Origin of the sequence: Microbispora sp. H10885, assembly GCF_014161415.1 — a bacterium.
Lineage (GTDB): Bacteria > Actinomycetota > Actinomycetes > Streptosporangiales > Streptosporangiaceae > Microbispora > Microbispora triticiradicis.
Genome location: NZ_JABBWY010000012.1, coordinates 119,210 through 135,977, shown reverse-complemented (window position 1 = coordinate 135,977; position 16,768 = coordinate 119,210). Strand labels below are relative to the sequence as shown.

Below are 16,768 nucleotides of genomic sequence, written 5' to 3'. Positions count from 1 at the left end.
GGGACGGCACGCGGCGGGTCACGGCTGCCGCTCGCCGCGGGGATGACGACCGCCTCGCCCCCGAACGGTCCGAAATCGCAGATGCAATTGCATCTGTACCGGTTCACACCTATTGCTAATAGTCGTGAGGATTGATGCTTATGTCAAGCCATTCGGCCGGTTTAGCATGTTCCCAAATCAGCTAATTCCCAGCACTTCCACTAAAAGGATCTTGCGTTCATAATGGGGAGTTCTGGGGGACGAGGAGAGCGCGAGGTGAAGAGTGGCGGGAAGGGACTATCGGGGGATGTCGGCTGCCGAAAGGCTGGCAGACAGGCGGGAACGGCTCATATCAGCCGCTTACTCCTTGTTCGCGCACCCCGGCTTCCACTCCACCACCATCGAGCGGCTCTGCGCGACCGCGCGTATCTCGAACCGCGCCTTCTACGAATGCTTCTCCAGTCGCGAGGACCTGATGCGGGCGGTTTATGACCGGTGCATCGAGGAGACTCTGACCTCGGTGGGCGAGGCCATCGAGAAGGCCCCGCCGACGCTCGACGACCGCATCGTCGCGGGCATCGCCGAGTACGTCCGCTTCGTCACCGCGGACGTGCGGCGCGCCCGGGTGATGCACCTGGAGGTACGGCGAGCCGGCAACGTGCTGAGCGGCGCCAGGCAGCAGGCCGTGGCCGCCTTCACGAAAATCATCGAAAGCTCGGCGCGGGGCGCGGGCCGTACGCCTCCCCTGGACCTTCACCTGCTGGCGCTCGGGCTCATCGGCGCCATCACCGAGTTGCTCATCGAGTGGGTGTTGACCGACCCGGCTCCGCCCACGGACGAGCTCGTCGAGACCTGCGTGTTCATCTTCCGCCGCACCTTCGCCGCGGACGGATCCCAGGCGGCCTCCGCTTACTGAGGCGGCGGACGGCGGCTACGCTGAGCGGCATGACCCGAGCCGACAACGACAAGCCCGTCGTCCTGTCCAAGATCTACACCCGTACGGGCGACGACGGCACGACCTCCCTCGGCGACATGAGCCGCACCCGCAAGACCGATGCCCGCCTGGCGGCGTACGCCGACGTCGAGGAGGCCAACGCGGCGATCGGGGTCGCCCTGGCCACCGGCGGCCTGCCGCAGGACGTGGTGGCGGTGCTGGGCAGGGTGCAGAACGAGTTGTTCGACGTGGGCGCGGACCTGTGCAACCCCGTCGCGGAGGATCCCACGCAGCAGGAGTACGCCCCGCTGCGGGTGGAGGAGTCCTACATCGTCTGGCTCGAAGAACAGTGCGACCGCTTCAACGCGACCCTCAAGCCGCTGCGTAGTTTCATCCTGCCCGGTGGGGCCCCCGCCACGGCCTTCCTCCACCTCGCCCGCACGGTCGTACGCCGGGCCGAGCGGATGGCCTGGGCGGCGCTGGAGGCCCACGACGACGTCAATCCCCTGACGGCCAAGTACCTGAACCGCCTGTCGGACCTGATGTTCATCCTGTGCCGCGTGGCCTCCGCCGGCGACGACGTCCTCTGGAAGCCCGGCGCCACCCGCTAGCACGCTCATCGAGGGGCGCGCCGCCGGAGGCGCGGCAATTCTAAGCCGCGTCTAGATGGGCGCTGGGCGGGGCGGACTCCAGCCAGGCGAGGAAGCCGGTCAGGGCGTCCTCGCTCATCGCCAGGCACAGCGGGCCGGCCATGACGGGCCGGGTGGCGCTCGCCGCCGAGCGGTCCGTCGAGCAGACGACGGTCCAGTAGCCGGCGGGCCCCTCACCCGAGCCGAGCATCCTCCGGCTGGAAACCGTGAGGCCGCGCCTCGCGATCGCGTGGCGCGGCCTCAGGCCGAGTCCCAGGAACGGGATCCAGTGGAGTTCTCCCCCTACGTAGCGGGCGACCCCGCTCTTCCAGCCTCCCCGGCCGTCGCGTACCCGGCAGACGATCGTGCCCCGGGCCCTGGCCAGGGCGAAGCCCCGGAGGACGAGGAGTGCGAGCACGGCGACAACGCCCGTGAGAACCTCAAGCGCCGCCACTGCCGCCTCCTCTGCCGTGTCAGACCTCTTCGCCGGCGGCCCGCAGCCGGGCGGCCGCCCGCCTGGCCTGGTGCCGCGCGTCCGCGTCCTCCTGGTCGGCCTCGATCGAGGCCTGCGCACGCTGCAGCGCGTCCTTGGCCCGTGCGACGTCGACCTCGGAGCCGAGCTCGGCCGTCTCCGCCAGAATCGACACGTCGTTGTTGGCGACGGAGATGAACCCGCCGTGCACCGCCGCGACGAGGTCGGCGTCGCCGTCGCGCTTGACGCGCAGCACCCCGCCCTCGACGAGGACGCCGAGCACGGGAGCGTGTTCCGGCATAATACCGATCTCGCCGTCCACGGTCTTGGCAATGACCATGTCGGCCTCGCCCGTCCAGAGCTCACGTTCCGGCGAGACGACGCCCACGCGAAGCTTTGCCACTTCTCAGCTCCCTTTCGACGGACGCCTGCACGGCCCGGCGGACGCCGGGCCGTGCAGGCGCCGAAGGTGTCCTAGCGCTCGAGGTCCTTCGCCTTGGCGATGGCCTGCTCGATGCCACCGACCATGAAGAAGGCCTGCTCGGGCAGGTGGTCGTACTCGCCGGCGCACAGCCCCTTGAAGGAGGCGATGGTCTCGTCCAGCGGGACGAACTCGCCCGGCTGGCCGGTGAACGCCTCGGCGGCGTACATCGGGTGGGACAGGAACCGCTCGATGCGGCGCGCCCGCTGAACGGTGACCCTGTCCTCTTCGGAGAGCTCGTCGATGCCCAGGATGGCGATGATGTCCTGCAGTTCCTTGTACTTCTGCAGGATCCGCTTGGTCTCCTGGGCGACCGCGTAGTGCTCGTCACCGATGATCTGCGGGTCGAGGATCCGCGAGGAGGAGTCGAGCGGGTCCACCGCGGGGTAGATGCCCTTCTCCGAGATCGGCCGGGACAGCACGGTCTGCGCGTCGAGGTGCGCGAACGCGTTGTGCGGGGCCGGGTCGGTGATGTCGTCCGCGGGCACGTAGATCGCCTGCATGGAGGTGATCGAGTGACCGCGGGTGGAGGTGATGCGCTCCTGGAGCACGCCCATCTCGTCGGCGAGGGTCGGCTGGTAACCCACGGCGGACGGCATGCGGCCGAGCAGCGTGGAGACCTCCGAACCCGCCTGGGTGAAGCGGAAGATGTTGTCGATGAACAGCAGCACGTCCTGCTTCTGCACGTCGCGGAAGTACTCCGCCATGGTCAGAGCGGACAGCGCCACCCGCAGACGGGTGCCCGGGGGCTCGTCCATCTGACCGAAGACGAGCGCGGTGTCCTTGAGGACGTCCGCCTCCTCCATCTCCAGCCAGAGGTCGTTGCCCTCACGGGTGCGCTCGCCGACGCCCGCGAACACCGAGGTGCCCGAGAACTTCAGCGCGACGCGGCGGATCATCTCCTGGATCAGAACGGTCTTGCCGACGCCCGCGCCGCCGAACAGACCGATCTTCCCGCCCTTCACGTACGGCGTGAGCAGGTCGATGACCTTGATGCCGGTGGGCAGCATCTCCGTGCGGGCCTCGAGCTGGTCGAACGCCGGGGCCGGACGGTGGATCGGCCAGCGCTCGCTGACCTGGATGGAGGCCTTGTCCGCGTCGAGCGGCTCGCCGAGGGCGTTCCACACGTGGCCCTTGACGGAGTCGCCGACCGGCACCGAGATCGCGACGCCCGTGTCGGTGACGGCCGCGCCGCGGACCAGACCGTCGGTGGGCTGCATGGAGATGGCCCGGACGATGTTGTCGCCGAGGTGCTGGGCGACCTCCAGCGTCAGGGTCTTGGTCTCGCCGGCGAGGTCGACGTCGACGGTGAGCGCGTTGTAGATGTCCGGCATGGCCTCGACGGGGAACTCCACGTCGACGACCGGACCGGTGACGCGGGCGACACGGCCCACGGTGGTCTCAACAGTCTGTGCGGTCATTTCACTCTTTCCCCGCTGCGGCGTCAGCCAGCGCGTTCGCGCCACCGACGATCTCGCTGATTTCCTGGGTGATCTCGGCCTGACGCGCCTGGTTCATCTGCTGGGTGAACACGCGGATGAGTTCGTTGGCGTTGTCGGTGGCCGACTTCATCGCACGGCGCCGGGCGGCGTGCTCGGACGCGGCCGACTGGAGCAGCGCGTTGTAGATACGCGACTCGATGTACCGCGGCAGCAGCGTGTCGAGCACATCACCGGCCGTCGGCTCGAACTCGTAGTACGGCGGGATGCCCTCGGGGGGCGTCTCCGACTCCTCGACCTCGAGCGGCAGGATCCGCTTGACGATCACGTTCTGCGTCAGCATCGAGACGAACCCGGTGTAGACGACGTGGATCTCGTCGATCCCGTCCTCCACCTTGAACGACTGGATGAGCGCGTCGGCGATCTCCTTGGCGTTGGCGTACGACGGGTTGTCGGAGAAGCCGTCCCACTCGCCGAACATCTCCCGGCCGCGGAAGCGGTGCCAGGTGAGGCCCTTGCGGCCCACGACGTACGGCTTCACGGCCAGGCCGCGCCCGGTCAGATGGCCCTTCAGCGCCTCGGCCTCACGGAGGATGTTGGCGTTGTAGCCGCCCGCGAAGCCGCGGTCGCTGGTGACGATCAGGACGCCCGCGCTGGCGGGCTGCTCCTTGGCCACCGTGAGCGGGTGGTCGACACCCGAGGTGTGCGTCAGGACCGCCGACACCGCGTGGGTGATCTCCCGCTCGTACGGCACGGCCGCCTGCATCCGCTGCTGCGCCTTGACGATGCGCGACGAGGCGATCAGCTCCTGCGCGCGGGTGATCTTCGCGGTGGACTTGACCGACCTGATCCGCCGCCGCAGCTGTCGAAGCTGGGCACCCATGGGCTACGCCTCGGCCTTGCGGACGTGCCTGACGACCTTCTCCTGGCCGACCTGGCTGGCGTCCAGCGCCTCCACCGGCTCGTCCCTGACGAGCAGCTCACCGCTGGAGGTGGTGAAGCCCTTCTTGAACTCCGTGATGGCGTCCTTGAGAGCGGTCACCGTGTCGTCCGCCAGCTCCCGGGTCTCCCGGATGCTGTCGAAGACGCCCTTCTGGGTGGACCCGAGGTAGTCGAGGAACTCGGCCTCGAAGCGGCGGATGTCCTCGATCGGCACGTCGTCGAGCTCGCCGGTGGTGCCGGCCCAGACCGAGACGACCTGCTTCTCGACCGGGAACGGGCTGTACTGCGGCTGCTTGAGCAGCTCGACCAGTCGGGCACCACGCTCCAGCTGGGCGCGGGAGGCGGCGTCGAGGTCGGACGCGAAGGCCGCGAAGGCCTCCAGGTCGCGGTACTGGGACAGCGACAGACGGAGCGTGCCGGCCACCTTGCGCATGGCCTTGACCTGGGCGGAGCCGCCGACTCGGGAGACCGAGACACCGACGTTGATCGCCGGGCGGACACCGGCGTTGAACAGGTCGGTCTCCAGGAAGCACTGGCCGTCGGTGATGGAGATGACGTTGGTCGGGATGAACGCCGACACGTCGTTGCCCTTGGTCTCGATGATCGGCAGGCCGGTCATCGAACCGCCGCCCATGTCGGCCGAGAGCTTGGCGCAGCGCTCCAGCAGACGCGAGTGGAGGTAGAAGACGTCGCCGGGGAACGCCTCACGGCCCGGCGGACGGCGGAGCAGCAGCGACACGGCGCGGTAGGCGTCGGCCTGCTTGGTCAGGTCGTCGAAGACGATCAGCACGTGCTTGCCCTGGTACATCCAGTGCTGGCCGATGGCCGAACCGGTGTACGGGGCGATGTACTTGTAGCCCGCCGGGTCGGACGCGGGAGCGGCGACGATGGTGGTGTACTCCATCGCGCCCGCCTCCTCCAGACGACCGCGGACCTGGGCGATCGTGGAGCCCTTCTGGCCGACGGCGACGTAGATGCAGCGAACCTGGCGGCTCGGGTCGCCGGAGAGCCAGTTCTCCTTCTGGTTGAGGATGGTGTCGACCGCGATCGCGGTCTTGCCGGTGCCGCGGTCGCCGATGATCAGCTGACGCTGGCCGCGGCCGATCGGCGTCATGGCGTCGATCGCCTTGAGGCCGGTCTGCAGCGGCTCCTTCACCGGCTGACGCTGGACGACCGATGGGGCCTGCAGTTCCAGGGCGCGGCGCGCCTCGGCCTGGATCGCGCCCTTGCCGTCGAGCGGGTTGCCCAGGGGGTCGACCACCCGGCCGAGGAAGTCGTCGCCGACCGGCACCGACAGGACCTCGCCGGTGCGGCGGACCTGCTGGCCCTCCTCGATGCCGCTGAAGTCGCCCAGGACGACCGCGCCGATCTCGCGCACGTCGAGGTTCAGCGCCAGGCCGCGGGTGCCGTTCTCGAACTCCAGCAGCTCGTTCGCCATCGCCGAGGGCAGACCGGAGACATGGGCGATGCCGTCGCCGGCGTCGACGACGGTCCCGATCTCCTCGCGCGCTGCGCCTTCCGGCTCGTACGCCTGGACGAAGCGCTCAAGGGCGTCCCGGATCTCGTCCGGCCGGATCGTAAGCTCCGCCATCTCTTTCTTGTCTCCCTATTCGCCTCAGCCGGCCAACCGGCGGCGGACTTCTTCGATACGTCCGGCGATCGTGGTGTCGATGTAGTCGTCCCCGACCCTCACGGAGAACCCACCGAGCACCTTCGGGTCCACCTCGACGTTCAGGTGGACGTCTCGCCCATAGGTGGCTCGCAGCCAGGCCGCGAGCCGCTGCTTCTGCTGCTGCGTGAGCGGCACCGCGCTGCGGACCACGCCGACGAGGCGCTCGCGCGACCGCGCGACGATCCAGCCGAACTCCTCCAGTGCCGTCTCCAGGCTACGTCCTCGCGGGTGCACAACCGCCTGCGTGACGAGCCGTACGGTGGAGGGCGCGGCCTTTCCGCCGAGCAGCGTGACGAGCAGGCCGCTCTTGCGCTCGGCCGGGATGGCAGGGTCGCTGAGCGCGCGGCGCAGCTGCGGGTTCGCGGCGAGGATGCGGCCGAAGCGGAACAGCTCGTCCTCGACGTCGTCGAGGCGGCGCTCCGACTCGGCCTCGGCGGCCGCGGACATCACGCCGACGCGCTCCAGGGCGTCCGGCAGGTCGCCGGCCCTGGACCACCTGGCGCCGACCGCGGCGACCGCGATCTCCAGCGTGGCGTCGCCGACCTTGCCCTGGAGCAGGGAGCGCAGCACGCTCTCCTTCTGCCCCGCCGGGCGTGAAGCGTCCGAAAGCCCCCGCCGCAGCCCGTGCTCACGGTCGAACAGGTCGGCGACGGCGAACAGCTCCTCGGCGAGGGCGCCGAGGTCGGCGGCCGCGGCGGCGGTGTTGAACCGCTCCTCGACCTCCGCAAGGGCGGTCCTGCTGAGGCCGCGCATCAGCGGACCGCCTCCGGACGCGCCTCGAGCTCCTCGAGGAACCGGTCGACGACGCGGCGCTGGCGGGCCTCGTCCTCCAGCGACTCGCCCACGATCCGGCTCGCCAGCTCGGTGGACAGGCGCCCGATCTCACCGCGCAGCTGGGTCAGCGCCTGCTGGCGGTCGGCCTCGATCTGCGCGTGCGCGGACTCGATGATGCGCCGCGCCTCGGCCTGCGCCTCGTCACGGAGCTCGGCCTTGATCTGGGCGCCCTGCTCCCGGGCCTCCTCGCGCAGGCGGGCCGCCTCCTGGCGGGCCTCCGCGAGCTGGGCCCGGTACTGCTCCAGAGTGCGCTGGGCTTCGGCCTGGGCGTCCTCGGCCTTCTTGATGCCGCCCTCGATCACCTCGGTCCGCTCGGCCAGCGTCTTCTGGATACGCGGGGTGAGGATCTTTCCGACGACGACGAAGACGACGAGGAAGGCGAAGCTGCCGACGACCAGCTCGTAAACGTGCGGGATGAGCGGGTTGTTCATCTCCGCCGCGAGGGTGTTAGCTGCCGAAATCATGGGTGCAGCCTTCCGTCAGAGTGGGTACGTCAGCTCGTGGGGTAGATGAAGGGCGCGACGAGGCCGATGAGGGCCAGCGCCTCGGTCAGAACGAAGCCGAGCAGCATGTTCTGGCGGATCAGGCCGTACGCCTCGGGCTGGCGGGCGATCGCCTGCACGCCCTGACCGAAGATGATGCCCACGCCGATGCCGGGGCCGATGGCGGCGAGGCCGTAACCGATCGCGCCGAGGTTGCCGGTGACTTCAGCGAGAACGCTCATTGGTGTTCTTCCTTTACTGGTCGGCCGGTGAGTGCCTCACTCACCGGTCTGGTCTACGTCAGGGGCGGGTCTCAGGTGTCCGTCAGTGGTCCGCGTGCAGGGAGCCGCCGATGTACATGGCGGCGAGCAGCGTGAACAGGAACGCCTGCAGGAACTGGATGAACAACTCGAAGCCGGTCATCGCGATCGTCATGACGACACCCACGACGCCGAGGCCCGAGCCGAGCGGAGTGAGCTTCTCGAACAGGAACCAGAATCCGACGGCGCTGAAGAAGGCCAGGATCAGGTGACCGGCGAACATGTTCGCGAAGAGCCGGACGGCGTGCGTGAACGGCGCGATGATCAGGTTCGACAGGAACTCGATCGGCGCCAGCAGGACGTAGATCGCCTTCGGCAGTCCGGGCGGGAACATCATGTTCTTGAAGTAGCCGCCGAAGCCCTGGTGCTTGATGCCCAGATAGATCTTGAGAATGTAGATCGTGGCCGCGAAGACGATCGGGAACGCGATGTGCGAGGCGATCGGGATCTGGATCAGCGGGATGACGCCGAAGAAGTTCCACAGCAGGATCAGGAAGAACAGGCTGATCAGCAGCGGCATCCAGCGTTCGGCGTCCTTGCCCAGGAACGGGCGGGCGACCTGGTCGCGGACGAACTGGTAGCCCATCTCACCGATGTTCTGCATGCCCCGGGGCACCAGCTTCGGATTGGCGAAGGCGCTCCATGCGAGAGCGGTCACCAGGAGGGCGCCGACGACGGCGAAGAGCACGGGCTTGGTCAGCCAGTAGGGCGCGCCTTCGAAGAGGGGCGGGAAGTCGAAGATCGACGGCCCCGGCGCCGTGAACGCGTCCTCGGCGACGAGAACGAGGGGGGTCACCTTGTCACCTCGCCTACCCGCTCGGGGCGCAATGCCCGAAGCATGTGCTTGTTCGTCCGTTCGCTACGCTCGCGCACGGGCGTTCCCTTCAACGATTGGATCAACGGAAGAGCGTGGGAAGCGGGCCGGCTGTCAGCGGCCGTACTTCAGATAGATGAGGTAGGCAGCCAGCCCGACCCCGAGAACGACGCCTATGGGGATGAACGCGTGCACGCCGGTCCACCAGCTCAGCAACCAGCCGATGCCGCCCCACAACAGGATCCCGGAGATCAGATAGCTCGGGACCGACCAGGCGGCGTCGGCGAAGTCGCGGCCGTCGGTCTCGGGCCTGCGCTCCTGTTCGCTCATCGCGGGCACGACGATAGCAGGAGCCATGCGGACTAGTCATATCGGGCTGCCCCGTACGCATGGTCATCCGCGTCCCCGCCCGGGGACCTCGGCGTCCGGCTCGACGTAGAGCATCTTGAGCTTCATGAATCCGCGCATCTCACCGATGGTCCACGCGAGCGTGCAGGCGATGACGCTCAGCGCGAGCACCCGGGAGTCGAACGCGGTCGTCCCGTCGAGGGCCCGCAGGATCGCCATGATCACGAGGACCTTGACGGCGTAGCCCACCACGGCCGCCGCCATCATCGCCATGGGCGAGACCCGGCCGGCCCAGGAGACGACGGCCAGGCCGACGGTGAAGAAGACGGCGACGATGACGAGACCGATGCCGGCGCCCAGAGCACCCTTCGCACCGGTCGCGATCGCCGCGACGAGGACGGCGACGAGACCGACGATCAAGGTCGGCACGGCGGCGCCCTTGAGCACGCGCACGTCGTTGGCCTGCATCGGAACTCCAGGATCGGTTGTCAAACGAGCGATTGCTACCTGCCGGGGCGTCGTGTGCCTCGCCCCTTGCTAGTGAAAGCTATCACAAGCCTCGGAGTGCCACCTTTACCTGGCGTTTCTACTGGTGCGGGCGCGCCGGTCGGGGGTCAGCGGAAGGTTTCCGCGTCCGTGCGGGAGGTCGTGGGCGGGATGGCTCCGGCACCCGAGGGGCCCTGTCCGGGGTAGGGATTCCGGCCGTTCGCGGGAAGCCTGCCGGGCGCGGCCTGCCCCGGCACTACGGGCGGGGCCTGCCCGGGCGCGCCGGGCGCGTGCCGCCCGGTAGTCAGGGGCGGCGCCGGCGGGGGGACGACGGGGAAGACGAGCGTGTCGTGCTCGGTGGTCGTGGGGCGCGAGGGGCGGGCGGGGCGGGAGGCGGCCGCGCCGCCGGCCGCGAGGGCGCCGGTCTTCTGGTCGCGCGCCAGGGTGCGGCGCGACCGCCACCGCGGCAGGCCCATGATGACCAGCACCGCCACCGCGAACACGATCGTCAGCGGGAACACGACGACACCCACGCCGACGATCGACAGGCCGACGATCGTGAAGGCGAACAGGAACGTCCACGCGTACATGATCAGAACGCTGCGCCGGTGGGAGTGGCCGATGTCGAGCATCCGGTGGTGCAGGTGGCCGCGGTCGGGGGCGAACGGCGACAGCCCGGCCGACGTGCGGCGGACGACCGCCATTATCAGGTCGGCGAGGGGCAGGACCACGACCGCGATCGGCAGCACGAGCGGCAGGATCACCGGGAACTTGTTGATCTTGCCGACGATCGCGTCCGGTTCGACCGAGGAAAGGATCGTGATCATCGAGGTGGCCAGCAGCAGGCCGATCAGCATCGCCCCGGTGTCACCCATGAAGATCTTGGCGGGGTGAAAGTTGTGCGGCAGGAAGCCGGCGCACATCCCGATGAGGATCGCCGCGATGGCGGCCGTCCCGTTGATGCGCGAACCGCTCGCGGTCTGCTGGAGCACGATCGAGTAGGCGAAGGTCGCCGCGGCGGCGATCCCGACGATGCCCGCGGCCAGGCCGTCGAGGCCGTCGACGAAGTTCACCGCGTTGATCACGACGACCACGATCATGATCGTGAGGATGGTGCGCAGGGTCGTGTCGAGCGCCTGCGACCCGCCCATGAACTGCGGCAGCGGGAGCCACTGGAGATACATGTCGAAGTAGACGAGCAGCCCGCCCGCCGCGATCTGCCCGCCGAACTTGACCAGCGCGTCCATGCCGAGCCAGTCGTCCAGGAACCCGGTGACGACGATCAGGCCGCCCGCCGCCAGGAGGGCGAGCACCGTGCGGCCCGTCTGGCCGCTGCCGAACGCGCCACCGACGTACGGGAGGTTGGCCGCCACGAGCAGCGCCGCCACCATCCCGCCGAACATCGCCAGGCCGCCCAGCCGCGGGGTGGGCACCTTGTGCACGTCCCGCTCCCGCACCTCGGGTGCGGCGCCGATGCGCAGCGCGAACACCCGGACCGGCGGCACGAGCAGATACGTCACCGCTGCCGCCACGAGTGCCAAGAGGAGATATTCCCGCACGGACCTAGTTTCCTGGATAGGCGGATCAGTTGTGACGGGCAAAAAGACACAGATCGCCCTATCCCTAGAGGGGATATGCCGGATGCTCCGCGGTCAGCCCCTTTACCCGTTCGAGAACTGACGGTATCGCACCCGGCCGCCGGATGGCCCGGACGACGAGAGACCCGATCTCCTCCATTCCGGCCGCGCCCACGCCCTCGGCGCCGCGCGGGAGACGCCGAAGTCCGTCCCCGAGCGCCCGATCCGGGAGGGCCCGATCCAGGAGGGCACGGTCAGGTGCCCGGCGTACGGCCGGTGCGGCGGCCGGCGGGCCACCGGCGGCGTGACAGGTGCCGGCGGGTGCCGGCAGGTGCCTCGGAGGCACCCTCAGGTGTCAGGAGGTGAACGCGTGCGGCGCGCTTGTCTTGCCGGGGATCCAGCGCGGCGTGTCCGCCGCCTGGTCGCTGATCGCCGTGAGCACCGCCTGGCGGTACATGCCGAGCCTGCTGCGCCACTCGGCGACGTCCTGGACGTACCGGCCGGCGACGGGCGCGTCCCAGACGTCCCTGCTGCGCGCCATCTCGTACGGCTTGTCGAGGGACTTGGTGAGCTGGTCCAGCAGCGGGAGCACCTGCATCCACAGGTCCACGAGCTTCTGGTACTCCGGGTTGAACACCCAGTGCGTCGGCTGCCCGCCGGGCGAGAGCAGGTCGGTACTCGACGGCGCCGGCGGGGTCTCGCCGGGCTGCAGCGGGGTCGGCGCCGGGGGGTCGGCGTAGCTCACGATCGCGCCTCCTGTGCGGGGCCGGCGGGAACGCCGGCGATGGTGATCGCGTGCCCTGCGGCACGGTGCCCGATACGGCGCCCGGCGGGGGACCAGGCCGCGGTCCCCACGCCCGGCGACAGCGTCGTTCGTGCTCGCACGGTCAGTTCTCCGGGGTCGGCGGACCGGGGTCGACGGCCTCGACACGTCCCGGAGGCCCGTCAGGCTGGATCTTCCTCGCCGACCAGTCGCCCTCGCCCCACTCCCCCTCGGGGACTCTGACGTCCGGCATGTCGTGGGGAGCGATGTCGCGGTGATGGTCCGTCAGCATCTGCAGCGCCGCGTCGTCGTGCATGTGACGGGCCGGATAGGTGAGCACGTCCCCCGGCTGCGTGGCGGCGACCGCACGCGGATCGGGCCACGAGTAGCCGTCGCCGTCCCCGGTCCGCCCAGCCGCGCCGTCCCGGTCCGTTCCCGTCACGCCGGACCCGGTGCCGTCACCCTCGGTCGCTCCGTGGCCACCCCATCCCTGGCCGTTCCCCGCTCCCTGGCCACCCGCTCCGTGGCCACCCGCTCCGTGGCCACCCGCTCCGTGGCCACCCGCTCCCTGGCCGTTCCCCGCTCCGTGGCCACCAGCCGTGCCATGGCCGTCCGCTCCGTGCGTACCGTGGCCGCCGGCTCCGTTACCACCCGCGCCGTGACCATTCGCACCGTGACCATTCGCGCCATGACCACCCGCGCCGTGCGTTCCGTGTCCGTCCGCCGGGCCGCAATCACCTGTCTCTCCCTGAGCACCCCCGCCGGGCCAGCCCGCCGCACCATGCCCACCCGGCGCACCGTGCCCACCTGTCCCACCGTGCCCGGCGTGCGTCGCGCCGCAGGTGCAGCCCAGCCCGCCCGCGGAGGCCGCTCCACAGGTGCAGGAGAAGCCGGAGGTCGTGCCCGAGGTCCCGGCGGAATCGTCGAGGTGGGTGATGTCCACCTGCTTGGGCGATTGCGCCGTGCCGTTCCCCGCGCCCGGGTGATCGGCCAGGCCGCCCGTGGCCGTGCCGTTCGGGTGATCCTTCAATGTGCCCGTGGCCGTGCCGTTCGCGGCACCGCTGTGACCACTGCCAGTCCCGGTGTGACCTCTCTCCACGCCGTCCATCGCGACACTGGCCGTCGTGCCGTTCGTCGCACCGCCGCCGGTGCCCGTATGACCGGTGCCTGTATGACCGCTGCCCGTATGACCGCTGCCCGTGCCCGGGTGATCGGCCAGGCCGCCGGTGCCTGTGCCCGTGCCACTGGCCGTGCCGGTCGCGGTGCCTGTGCCCGTGCCACTGGCCGTGCCGGTCGCGGTACCGGTACCGGTACCCGCCGGACCGTTATCCGCCCTGTTCATCTCGAGACTGGCCGTCGTCGTGCCGTTCGTCGCGCCGCTGCCGCTGTCGGTGTAGCTGGTAGCGGAGTTGTACGTGGCCGTCTGGCCTGTGCTCGCGGTGTGGGTCGTCGCCGTGCCGTGGCTGTCGGGAGTCCCCGGAACAGAGGTCGCGGTGCCCGCCGCGTACGGATCCTCCGTGGCGTTGTCGGCAGGCGTGCCGACGTAGTCGCCATCGGGATCCCCGGGCGCGAGCCCGGTGTGAGGCGTCTGGCCCGTGCTCGCGGTGTGGGTCGTCGCCGTGCCGTGACTGTCGGGAGTCCCCGGAACAGAGGTCGCGGTGCCCGCCGCGTACGGATCCTCCGTGGCGTTGTCGGCGGGCGTGCCGACGTAGTCGCCGTCGGGGTCGCCGGGGGCGAGCCCGGTGTGAGAGGGCTGGTCCGCCGTCTGGTGGCTCGGTTCGAGCGGGTTGACGTACCCGGGCGCCCCGTTCGGGTGCGGACCACTCCCGTTCGCCGTCTGCTGGGCGTGGGTTGTCGCGCTCCCCGCGTCGGGCTGGTTCAAGGGAGTGCTGACGACCCTGGTCCCGTCGACCGTCATCTCCTGCCGGCCGGCCCTCTGGTCGACGTCGTCCGGATGGTCGATGCCCGGGGTGTCGATGATCTGCGAGTCGTCGCGGACGCCGGGCTGCTGCCCACCCGCCTGCCTCGACCCCTCCGAAGTCGCCTGCCCGTGGCCCTGGCCCTGGGTCTGCCCGGGGCCGGAATCGCCTGTGTCGGAGACGTCGACCGGCTGGACGGGGTGGGTGATCTGGGCCGCGTCCTGTGCGGGCCGCATCTGCGGAAGCTCGCCCGTCGCCGTGCCGTGGGTCTTCTCCGCGTGCTTCGCCCCGGCCGAGCCGCCGCCGTCCGTGGCGGAGCGAGGCGCTCCGTCGGACGCGCTGTGCACCTGGTGGGAGCTCTCGCCCCGCCCCGCCGCGCCGGAGTCGCCCGAGCCGTGGCCGGCGGGCGAGTTGCGGACGGAGTGCTCCTTGTCGTGGACCTGCCTGTCCCCGGGCTGCGTGGCCGTGCTCTCCGCCCCGCCCCCCGCCGTCCCGTGCTTCGGGGCGGGCTTGTGGTCGGCCTTGGAATCGGCCTTCTGGTCAGCCTTGTGATCGGCCTTGTCTCCGTGCGAGTCGGACTTCGGCGCCGGGTCGTCCGCCGGCGCCGTGATGTCCTTCTCCTGCGTGTAGGTGGCGCCGTTGACCGTGGGCGCCTTGCCGGTGCTCTGCTTCTCCTTCTTCTCCAGCAGTTCAAGTCGGCCGGTGACGTCCTTGACCATCGTGGAGCAGGCGTCTGCGACCTGCGACGGCCGGTGCGTCACGTGCACGGACACGCCCGCGTTGCGCGTCAGCTGGGTGACGCGGGCCTCGATGGTGCCCATCTGATTCGCTGCGTGCTGAACTTGCGACAACAGCTCACGGACGAGCTTCGGATCCATCCCGTCGAGCTTGGCCATGGACGCGCCTCCACAGAGATATCGGCGCACTTCACGGTAGCCGGGGTGACTTCAGTAAAGAAGACCGATAGCCAGACGGCATCGATCATCCTGCTCAGAGCCGTGACAGCGTCTCAGAATGTGAGACGCAGGCCCGGAGCGCGGTCACTCCTCCGTCGCGAGATACCCCACCACGTTCCGGATCTTGTCCACGGGGATCGCGCCCTTGCGCAGCACCCGGGGCACGGCGGTGGTCAGGTCGAGGATCGTGGAGGGGACGTCGTCGCCGCAGGGGCCGCCGTCCAGGTAGACGGTCACCAACTCTCCGAGCTGCTCCTGGGCCTGGTCCGCCGTCGTGGCGGGCGGGTTGCCGGACCGGTTGGCGCTGGAGACCGCCATCGGACCGGTCTCCTTGAGGAGGTCCAGCGCGACCGGGTGGAGCGGCATGCGGACGGCGACCGTTCCCTTGGTGTCGCCGAGGTCCCACGACAGCGACCGGTTGGCCCTCAGGATGAGTGTGAGCGGCCCGGGCCAGAAGGTGTCCACCAGGTCCTGCCCGTACGTCCCGAGGCTCTCCACGAGCGCGTTGGCGGCCCGCACGGTGCCCACGAGAACGGGGACGGGCATGTCCCTGCCCCGCCCCTTCGCCTCCAGCAGCGCGTTGACCGCGGAGGCGGTGAAGGCGTCGGCGCCGATCCCGTAGACCGTGTCGGTGGGAAGCACCACGAGTTCGCCATTGCGCACGGCAGAGGCGGCGTCGGTCAGGCCACCGGTCCGCTCGACCGGGTTCGCGCAGTCATACCGTCGGCTCACGAAGCCATCCTTCCACGTCTTTCGCCCGGCGCCGCCGTCGTGACCGGCTCGCCGGGCCGATCCAAATCAGTCCTGAATCAGTCCTGGGTCAGCCGCGCGGTGACGAACCGGTCCCGGCCGGTCAGGTCCTGCCGCAACCGGACGTCGCGCCAGCCCTTCTCCTCCGAGAACAGCCAGTACACCGCGTTGCCCTGGAGGTCCGCGTGCTCGACCACGACGAACCCGCCCGGCCGCAGCAGCCTGCGGGCCGTACGCTCGACGGCCCTGACCTCGTCCAGCCCGTCCTCGCCCGACCCGTACAACGCCCGGGAGGGATCGTAGTCGCGCACCTCGGGGTCCCGGGGAACCGCTCCCGGCGGAATGTACGGAGGGTTGGAGACGACCAGGTCCACCTGGCCGTTCAGCTCGGGCAGGCAGTCGGTGAGGTCCTCGGGGTGCAGCGTCGTGCGTCCCTGACCGTGTTCGAGGACGTTGCGCTTGGCCCAGCCGTACGCCACGGGGTCGATCTCGACGGCGTGCACCTGCGCCAGCGCGACCTCCTGCGCGATCGACAGCGCGATCGCCCCCGAGCCGGTACCGAGGTCGACCACGACCGGGGAGGCGACGTCCATCTCCTGGAGCCGGTCGATCGCCCAGCCCGCGACGACCTCGGTCTCCGGGCGGGGCACGAAGACCCCCGGGCCGACCTCCAGGGACAGATAGCGGAAGTAGGCCCGCCCGGTGATGTGCTGCAGCGGCTCGCGCGCCTCGCGCCGGGCGACCCCCTCCCAGAAGCGCGCGTCGAAGTCGGCGTCCTTCACCGTGTGCAGCATGCCGCGCGGCACGCCGTGGACGAAGGCCGCGATCTCCTCGGCGTCCGTTCGCGGTGACGGCACTCCCGCCTCGGCGAGCCGGGCGGTGGCGAGGGCGATTTCGTCGAGCAGGAAGGTCATGGTCTCTTACGGCACGGGGTTCGCGGCTGGGCGTGGCGGTCGCCGGTCCGCGGAGCA

18 protein-coding genes are annotated in these 16,768 nt (G+C 70.0%); 2 read left to right on the top strand and 16 right to left on the bottom strand.

Annotated features, from left to right (window positions below; all coding sequences use genetic code 11):
- Positions 1 to 286: 286 nt before the first annotated feature.
- Both HHX37_RS29210 and HHX37_RS29205 read left to right on the top strand, forming a co-directional pair.
- The gene (locus tag HHX37_RS29210) at positions 287 to 895 is read left to right on the top strand and encodes a TetR/AcrR family transcriptional regulator (protein ID WP_117409060.1); all 609 of its coding nucleotides are present in this window, start codon (positions 287 to 289) and stop codon (positions 893 to 895) included.
- A 29-nt stretch (positions 896 to 924) separates the two neighbouring features.
- Positions 925 to 1,524 (top strand): cob(I)yrinic acid a,c-diamide adenosyltransferase, encoded by a 600-nt coding sequence (locus HHX37_RS29205; RefSeq protein WP_117409061.1) that lies wholly within the window; start codon positions 925 to 927, stop codon positions 1,522 to 1,524.
- Between the two features lie 40 nt (positions 1,525 to 1,564).
- Here HHX37_RS29205 and HHX37_RS29200 read toward each other — a convergent pair whose 3' ends face one another.
- The 16 genes from HHX37_RS29200 to prmC all read right to left on the bottom strand — a co-directional run bounded on the left by HHX37_RS29200 (position 1,565) and on the right by prmC (position 16,711).
- The gene (locus tag HHX37_RS29200; RefSeq protein ID WP_117409062.1) at positions 1,565 to 1,996 is read right to left on the bottom strand and encodes a DUF2550 family protein; all 432 of its coding nucleotides are present in this window, start codon (positions 1,994 to 1,996) and stop codon (positions 1,565 to 1,567) included.
- A gap of 19 nt (positions 1,997 to 2,015) precedes the next feature.
- On the bottom strand, positions 2,016 to 2,417 hold the full coding sequence (locus HHX37_RS29195; RefSeq protein ID WP_117409063.1) for a F0F1 ATP synthase subunit epsilon: 402 nt from the start codon (positions 2,415 to 2,417) through the stop codon (positions 2,016 to 2,018).
- A gap of 71 nt (positions 2,418 to 2,488) precedes the next feature.
- A complete protein-coding gene (gene atpD, locus HHX37_RS29190) occupies positions 2,489 to 3,916 on the bottom strand; it encodes a F0F1 ATP synthase subunit beta (protein ID WP_138462208.1) in 1,428 nt (475 codons plus the stop codon).
- Position 3,917: 1 nt separating this feature from the next.
- The gene (locus HHX37_RS29185; protein ID WP_117409065.1) at positions 3,918 to 4,817 is read right to left on the bottom strand and encodes a F0F1 ATP synthase subunit gamma; all 900 of its coding nucleotides are present in this window, start codon (positions 4,815 to 4,817) and stop codon (positions 3,918 to 3,920) included.
- A 3-nt stretch (positions 4,818 to 4,820) separates the two neighbouring features.
- Positions 4,821 to 6,467 (bottom strand): F0F1 ATP synthase subunit alpha, encoded by a 1,647-nt coding sequence (gene atpA / locus HHX37_RS29180; RefSeq protein ID WP_117409066.1) that lies wholly within the window; start codon positions 6,465 to 6,467, stop codon positions 4,821 to 4,823.
- A 24-nt stretch (positions 6,468 to 6,491) separates the two neighbouring features.
- Positions 6,492 to 7,301, bottom strand: a complete 810-nt coding sequence (locus HHX37_RS29175; protein WP_182887525.1) for a F0F1 ATP synthase subunit delta — start codon at positions 7,299 to 7,301, stop codon at positions 6,492 to 6,494.
- On the bottom strand, positions 7,301 to 7,846 hold the full coding sequence (locus HHX37_RS29170) for a F0F1 ATP synthase subunit B (protein WP_182887524.1): 546 nt from the start codon (positions 7,844 to 7,846) through the stop codon (positions 7,301 to 7,303). The genes HHX37_RS29175 and HHX37_RS29170 overlap by 1 nt, the downstream gene beginning before the upstream one ends.
- A gap of 29 nt (positions 7,847 to 7,875) precedes the next feature.
- On the bottom strand, positions 7,876 to 8,106 hold the full coding sequence (gene atpE, locus HHX37_RS29165; RefSeq protein ID WP_182876668.1) for an ATP synthase F0 subunit C: 231 nt from the start codon (positions 8,104 to 8,106) through the stop codon (positions 7,876 to 7,878).
- An 82-nt stretch (positions 8,107 to 8,188) separates the two neighbouring features.
- A complete protein-coding gene (gene atpB / locus HHX37_RS29160; RefSeq protein ID WP_182887523.1) occupies positions 8,189 to 8,980 on the bottom strand; it encodes a F0F1 ATP synthase subunit A in 792 nt (263 codons plus the stop codon).
- 132 nt (positions 8,981 to 9,112) lie between these two features.
- Complete coding sequence (locus HHX37_RS29155) at positions 9,113 to 9,355, bottom strand: hypothetical protein (protein WP_244460565.1); 243 nt, start codon at positions 9,353 to 9,355, stop codon at positions 9,113 to 9,115.
- A 36-nt stretch (positions 9,356 to 9,391) separates the two neighbouring features.
- Entirely contained in the window at positions 9,392 to 9,814 is a 423-nt protein-coding gene (locus HHX37_RS29150) for a hypothetical protein (RefSeq protein ID WP_182876670.1), read from the bottom strand.
- 146 nt (positions 9,815 to 9,960) lie between these two features.
- Complete coding sequence (locus HHX37_RS29145) at positions 9,961 to 11,391, bottom strand: MraY family glycosyltransferase (RefSeq protein WP_310740584.1); 1,431 nt, start codon at positions 11,389 to 11,391, stop codon at positions 9,961 to 9,963.
- Between the two features lie 373 nt (positions 11,392 to 11,764).
- On the bottom strand, positions 11,765 to 12,154 hold the full coding sequence (locus tag HHX37_RS29140) for a hypothetical protein (RefSeq protein ID WP_182882715.1): 390 nt from the start codon (positions 12,152 to 12,154) through the stop codon (positions 11,765 to 11,767).
- 142 nt (positions 12,155 to 12,296) lie between these two features.
- Complete coding sequence (locus HHX37_RS29135; protein ID WP_182887522.1) at positions 12,297 to 14,987, bottom strand: hypothetical protein; 2,691 nt, start codon at positions 14,985 to 14,987, stop codon at positions 12,297 to 12,299.
- Positions 14,988 to 15,131: 144 nt separating this feature from the next.
- Positions 15,132 to 15,779: an L-threonylcarbamoyladenylate synthase gene (locus HHX37_RS29130; RefSeq protein ID WP_182887521.1), complete on the bottom strand. Its 648-nt coding sequence runs from the start codon at positions 15,777 to 15,779 to the stop codon at positions 15,132 to 15,134.
- A 77-nt stretch (positions 15,780 to 15,856) separates the two neighbouring features.
- Complete coding sequence (gene prmC / locus HHX37_RS29125) at positions 15,857 to 16,711, bottom strand: peptide chain release factor N(5)-glutamine methyltransferase (RefSeq protein ID WP_117409075.1); 855 nt, start codon at positions 16,709 to 16,711, stop codon at positions 15,857 to 15,859.
- Positions 16,712 to 16,768: the final 57 nt, after the last annotated feature.

Coding starts and splice junctions, on each gene's coding strand:
- HHX37_RS29185 (WP_117409065.1), bottom strand. CDS start 4,817: ATGGGTGCCCAGCTTCGACAGCTGCGGCGGCGGATCAGGTCGGTCAAG.
- atpD (WP_138462208.1), bottom strand. CDS start 3,916: ATGACCGCACAGACTGTTGAGACCACCGTGGGCCGTGTCGCCCGCGTC.
- HHX37_RS29135 (WP_182887522.1), bottom strand. CDS start 14,987: ATGGCCAAGCTCGACGGGATGGATCCGAAGCTCGTCCGTGAGCTGTTG.
- atpE (WP_182876668.1), bottom strand. CDS start 8,106: ATGAGCGTTCTCGCTGAAGTCACCGGCAACCTCGGCGCGATCGGTTAC.
- HHX37_RS29210 (WP_117409060.1), top strand. CDS start 287: ATGTCGGCTGCCGAAAGGCTGGCAGACAGGCGGGAACGGCTCATATCA.
- HHX37_RS29205 (WP_117409061.1), top strand. CDS start 925: ATGACCCGAGCCGACAACGACAAGCCCGTCGTCCTGTCCAAGATCTAC.
- HHX37_RS29170 (WP_182887524.1), bottom strand. CDS start 7,846: ATGATTTCGGCAGCTAACACCCTCGCGGCGGAGATGAACAACCCGCTC.
- HHX37_RS29150 (WP_182876670.1), bottom strand. CDS start 9,814: ATGCAGGCCAACGACGTGCGCGTGCTCAAGGGCGCCGCCGTGCCGACC.
- HHX37_RS29155 (WP_244460565.1), bottom strand. CDS start 9,355: ATGGCTCCTGCTATCGTCGTGCCCGCGATGAGCGAACAGGAGCGCAGG.
- atpA (WP_117409066.1), bottom strand. CDS start 6,467: ATGGCGGAGCTTACGATCCGGCCGGACGAGATCCGGGACGCCCTTGAG.
- prmC (WP_117409075.1), bottom strand. CDS start 16,711: ATGACCTTCCTGCTCGACGAAATCGCCCTCGCCACCGCCCGGCTCGCC.
- HHX37_RS29175 (WP_182887525.1), bottom strand. CDS start 7,301: ATGCGCGGCCTCAGCAGGACCGCCCTTGCGGAGGTCGAGGAGCGGTTC.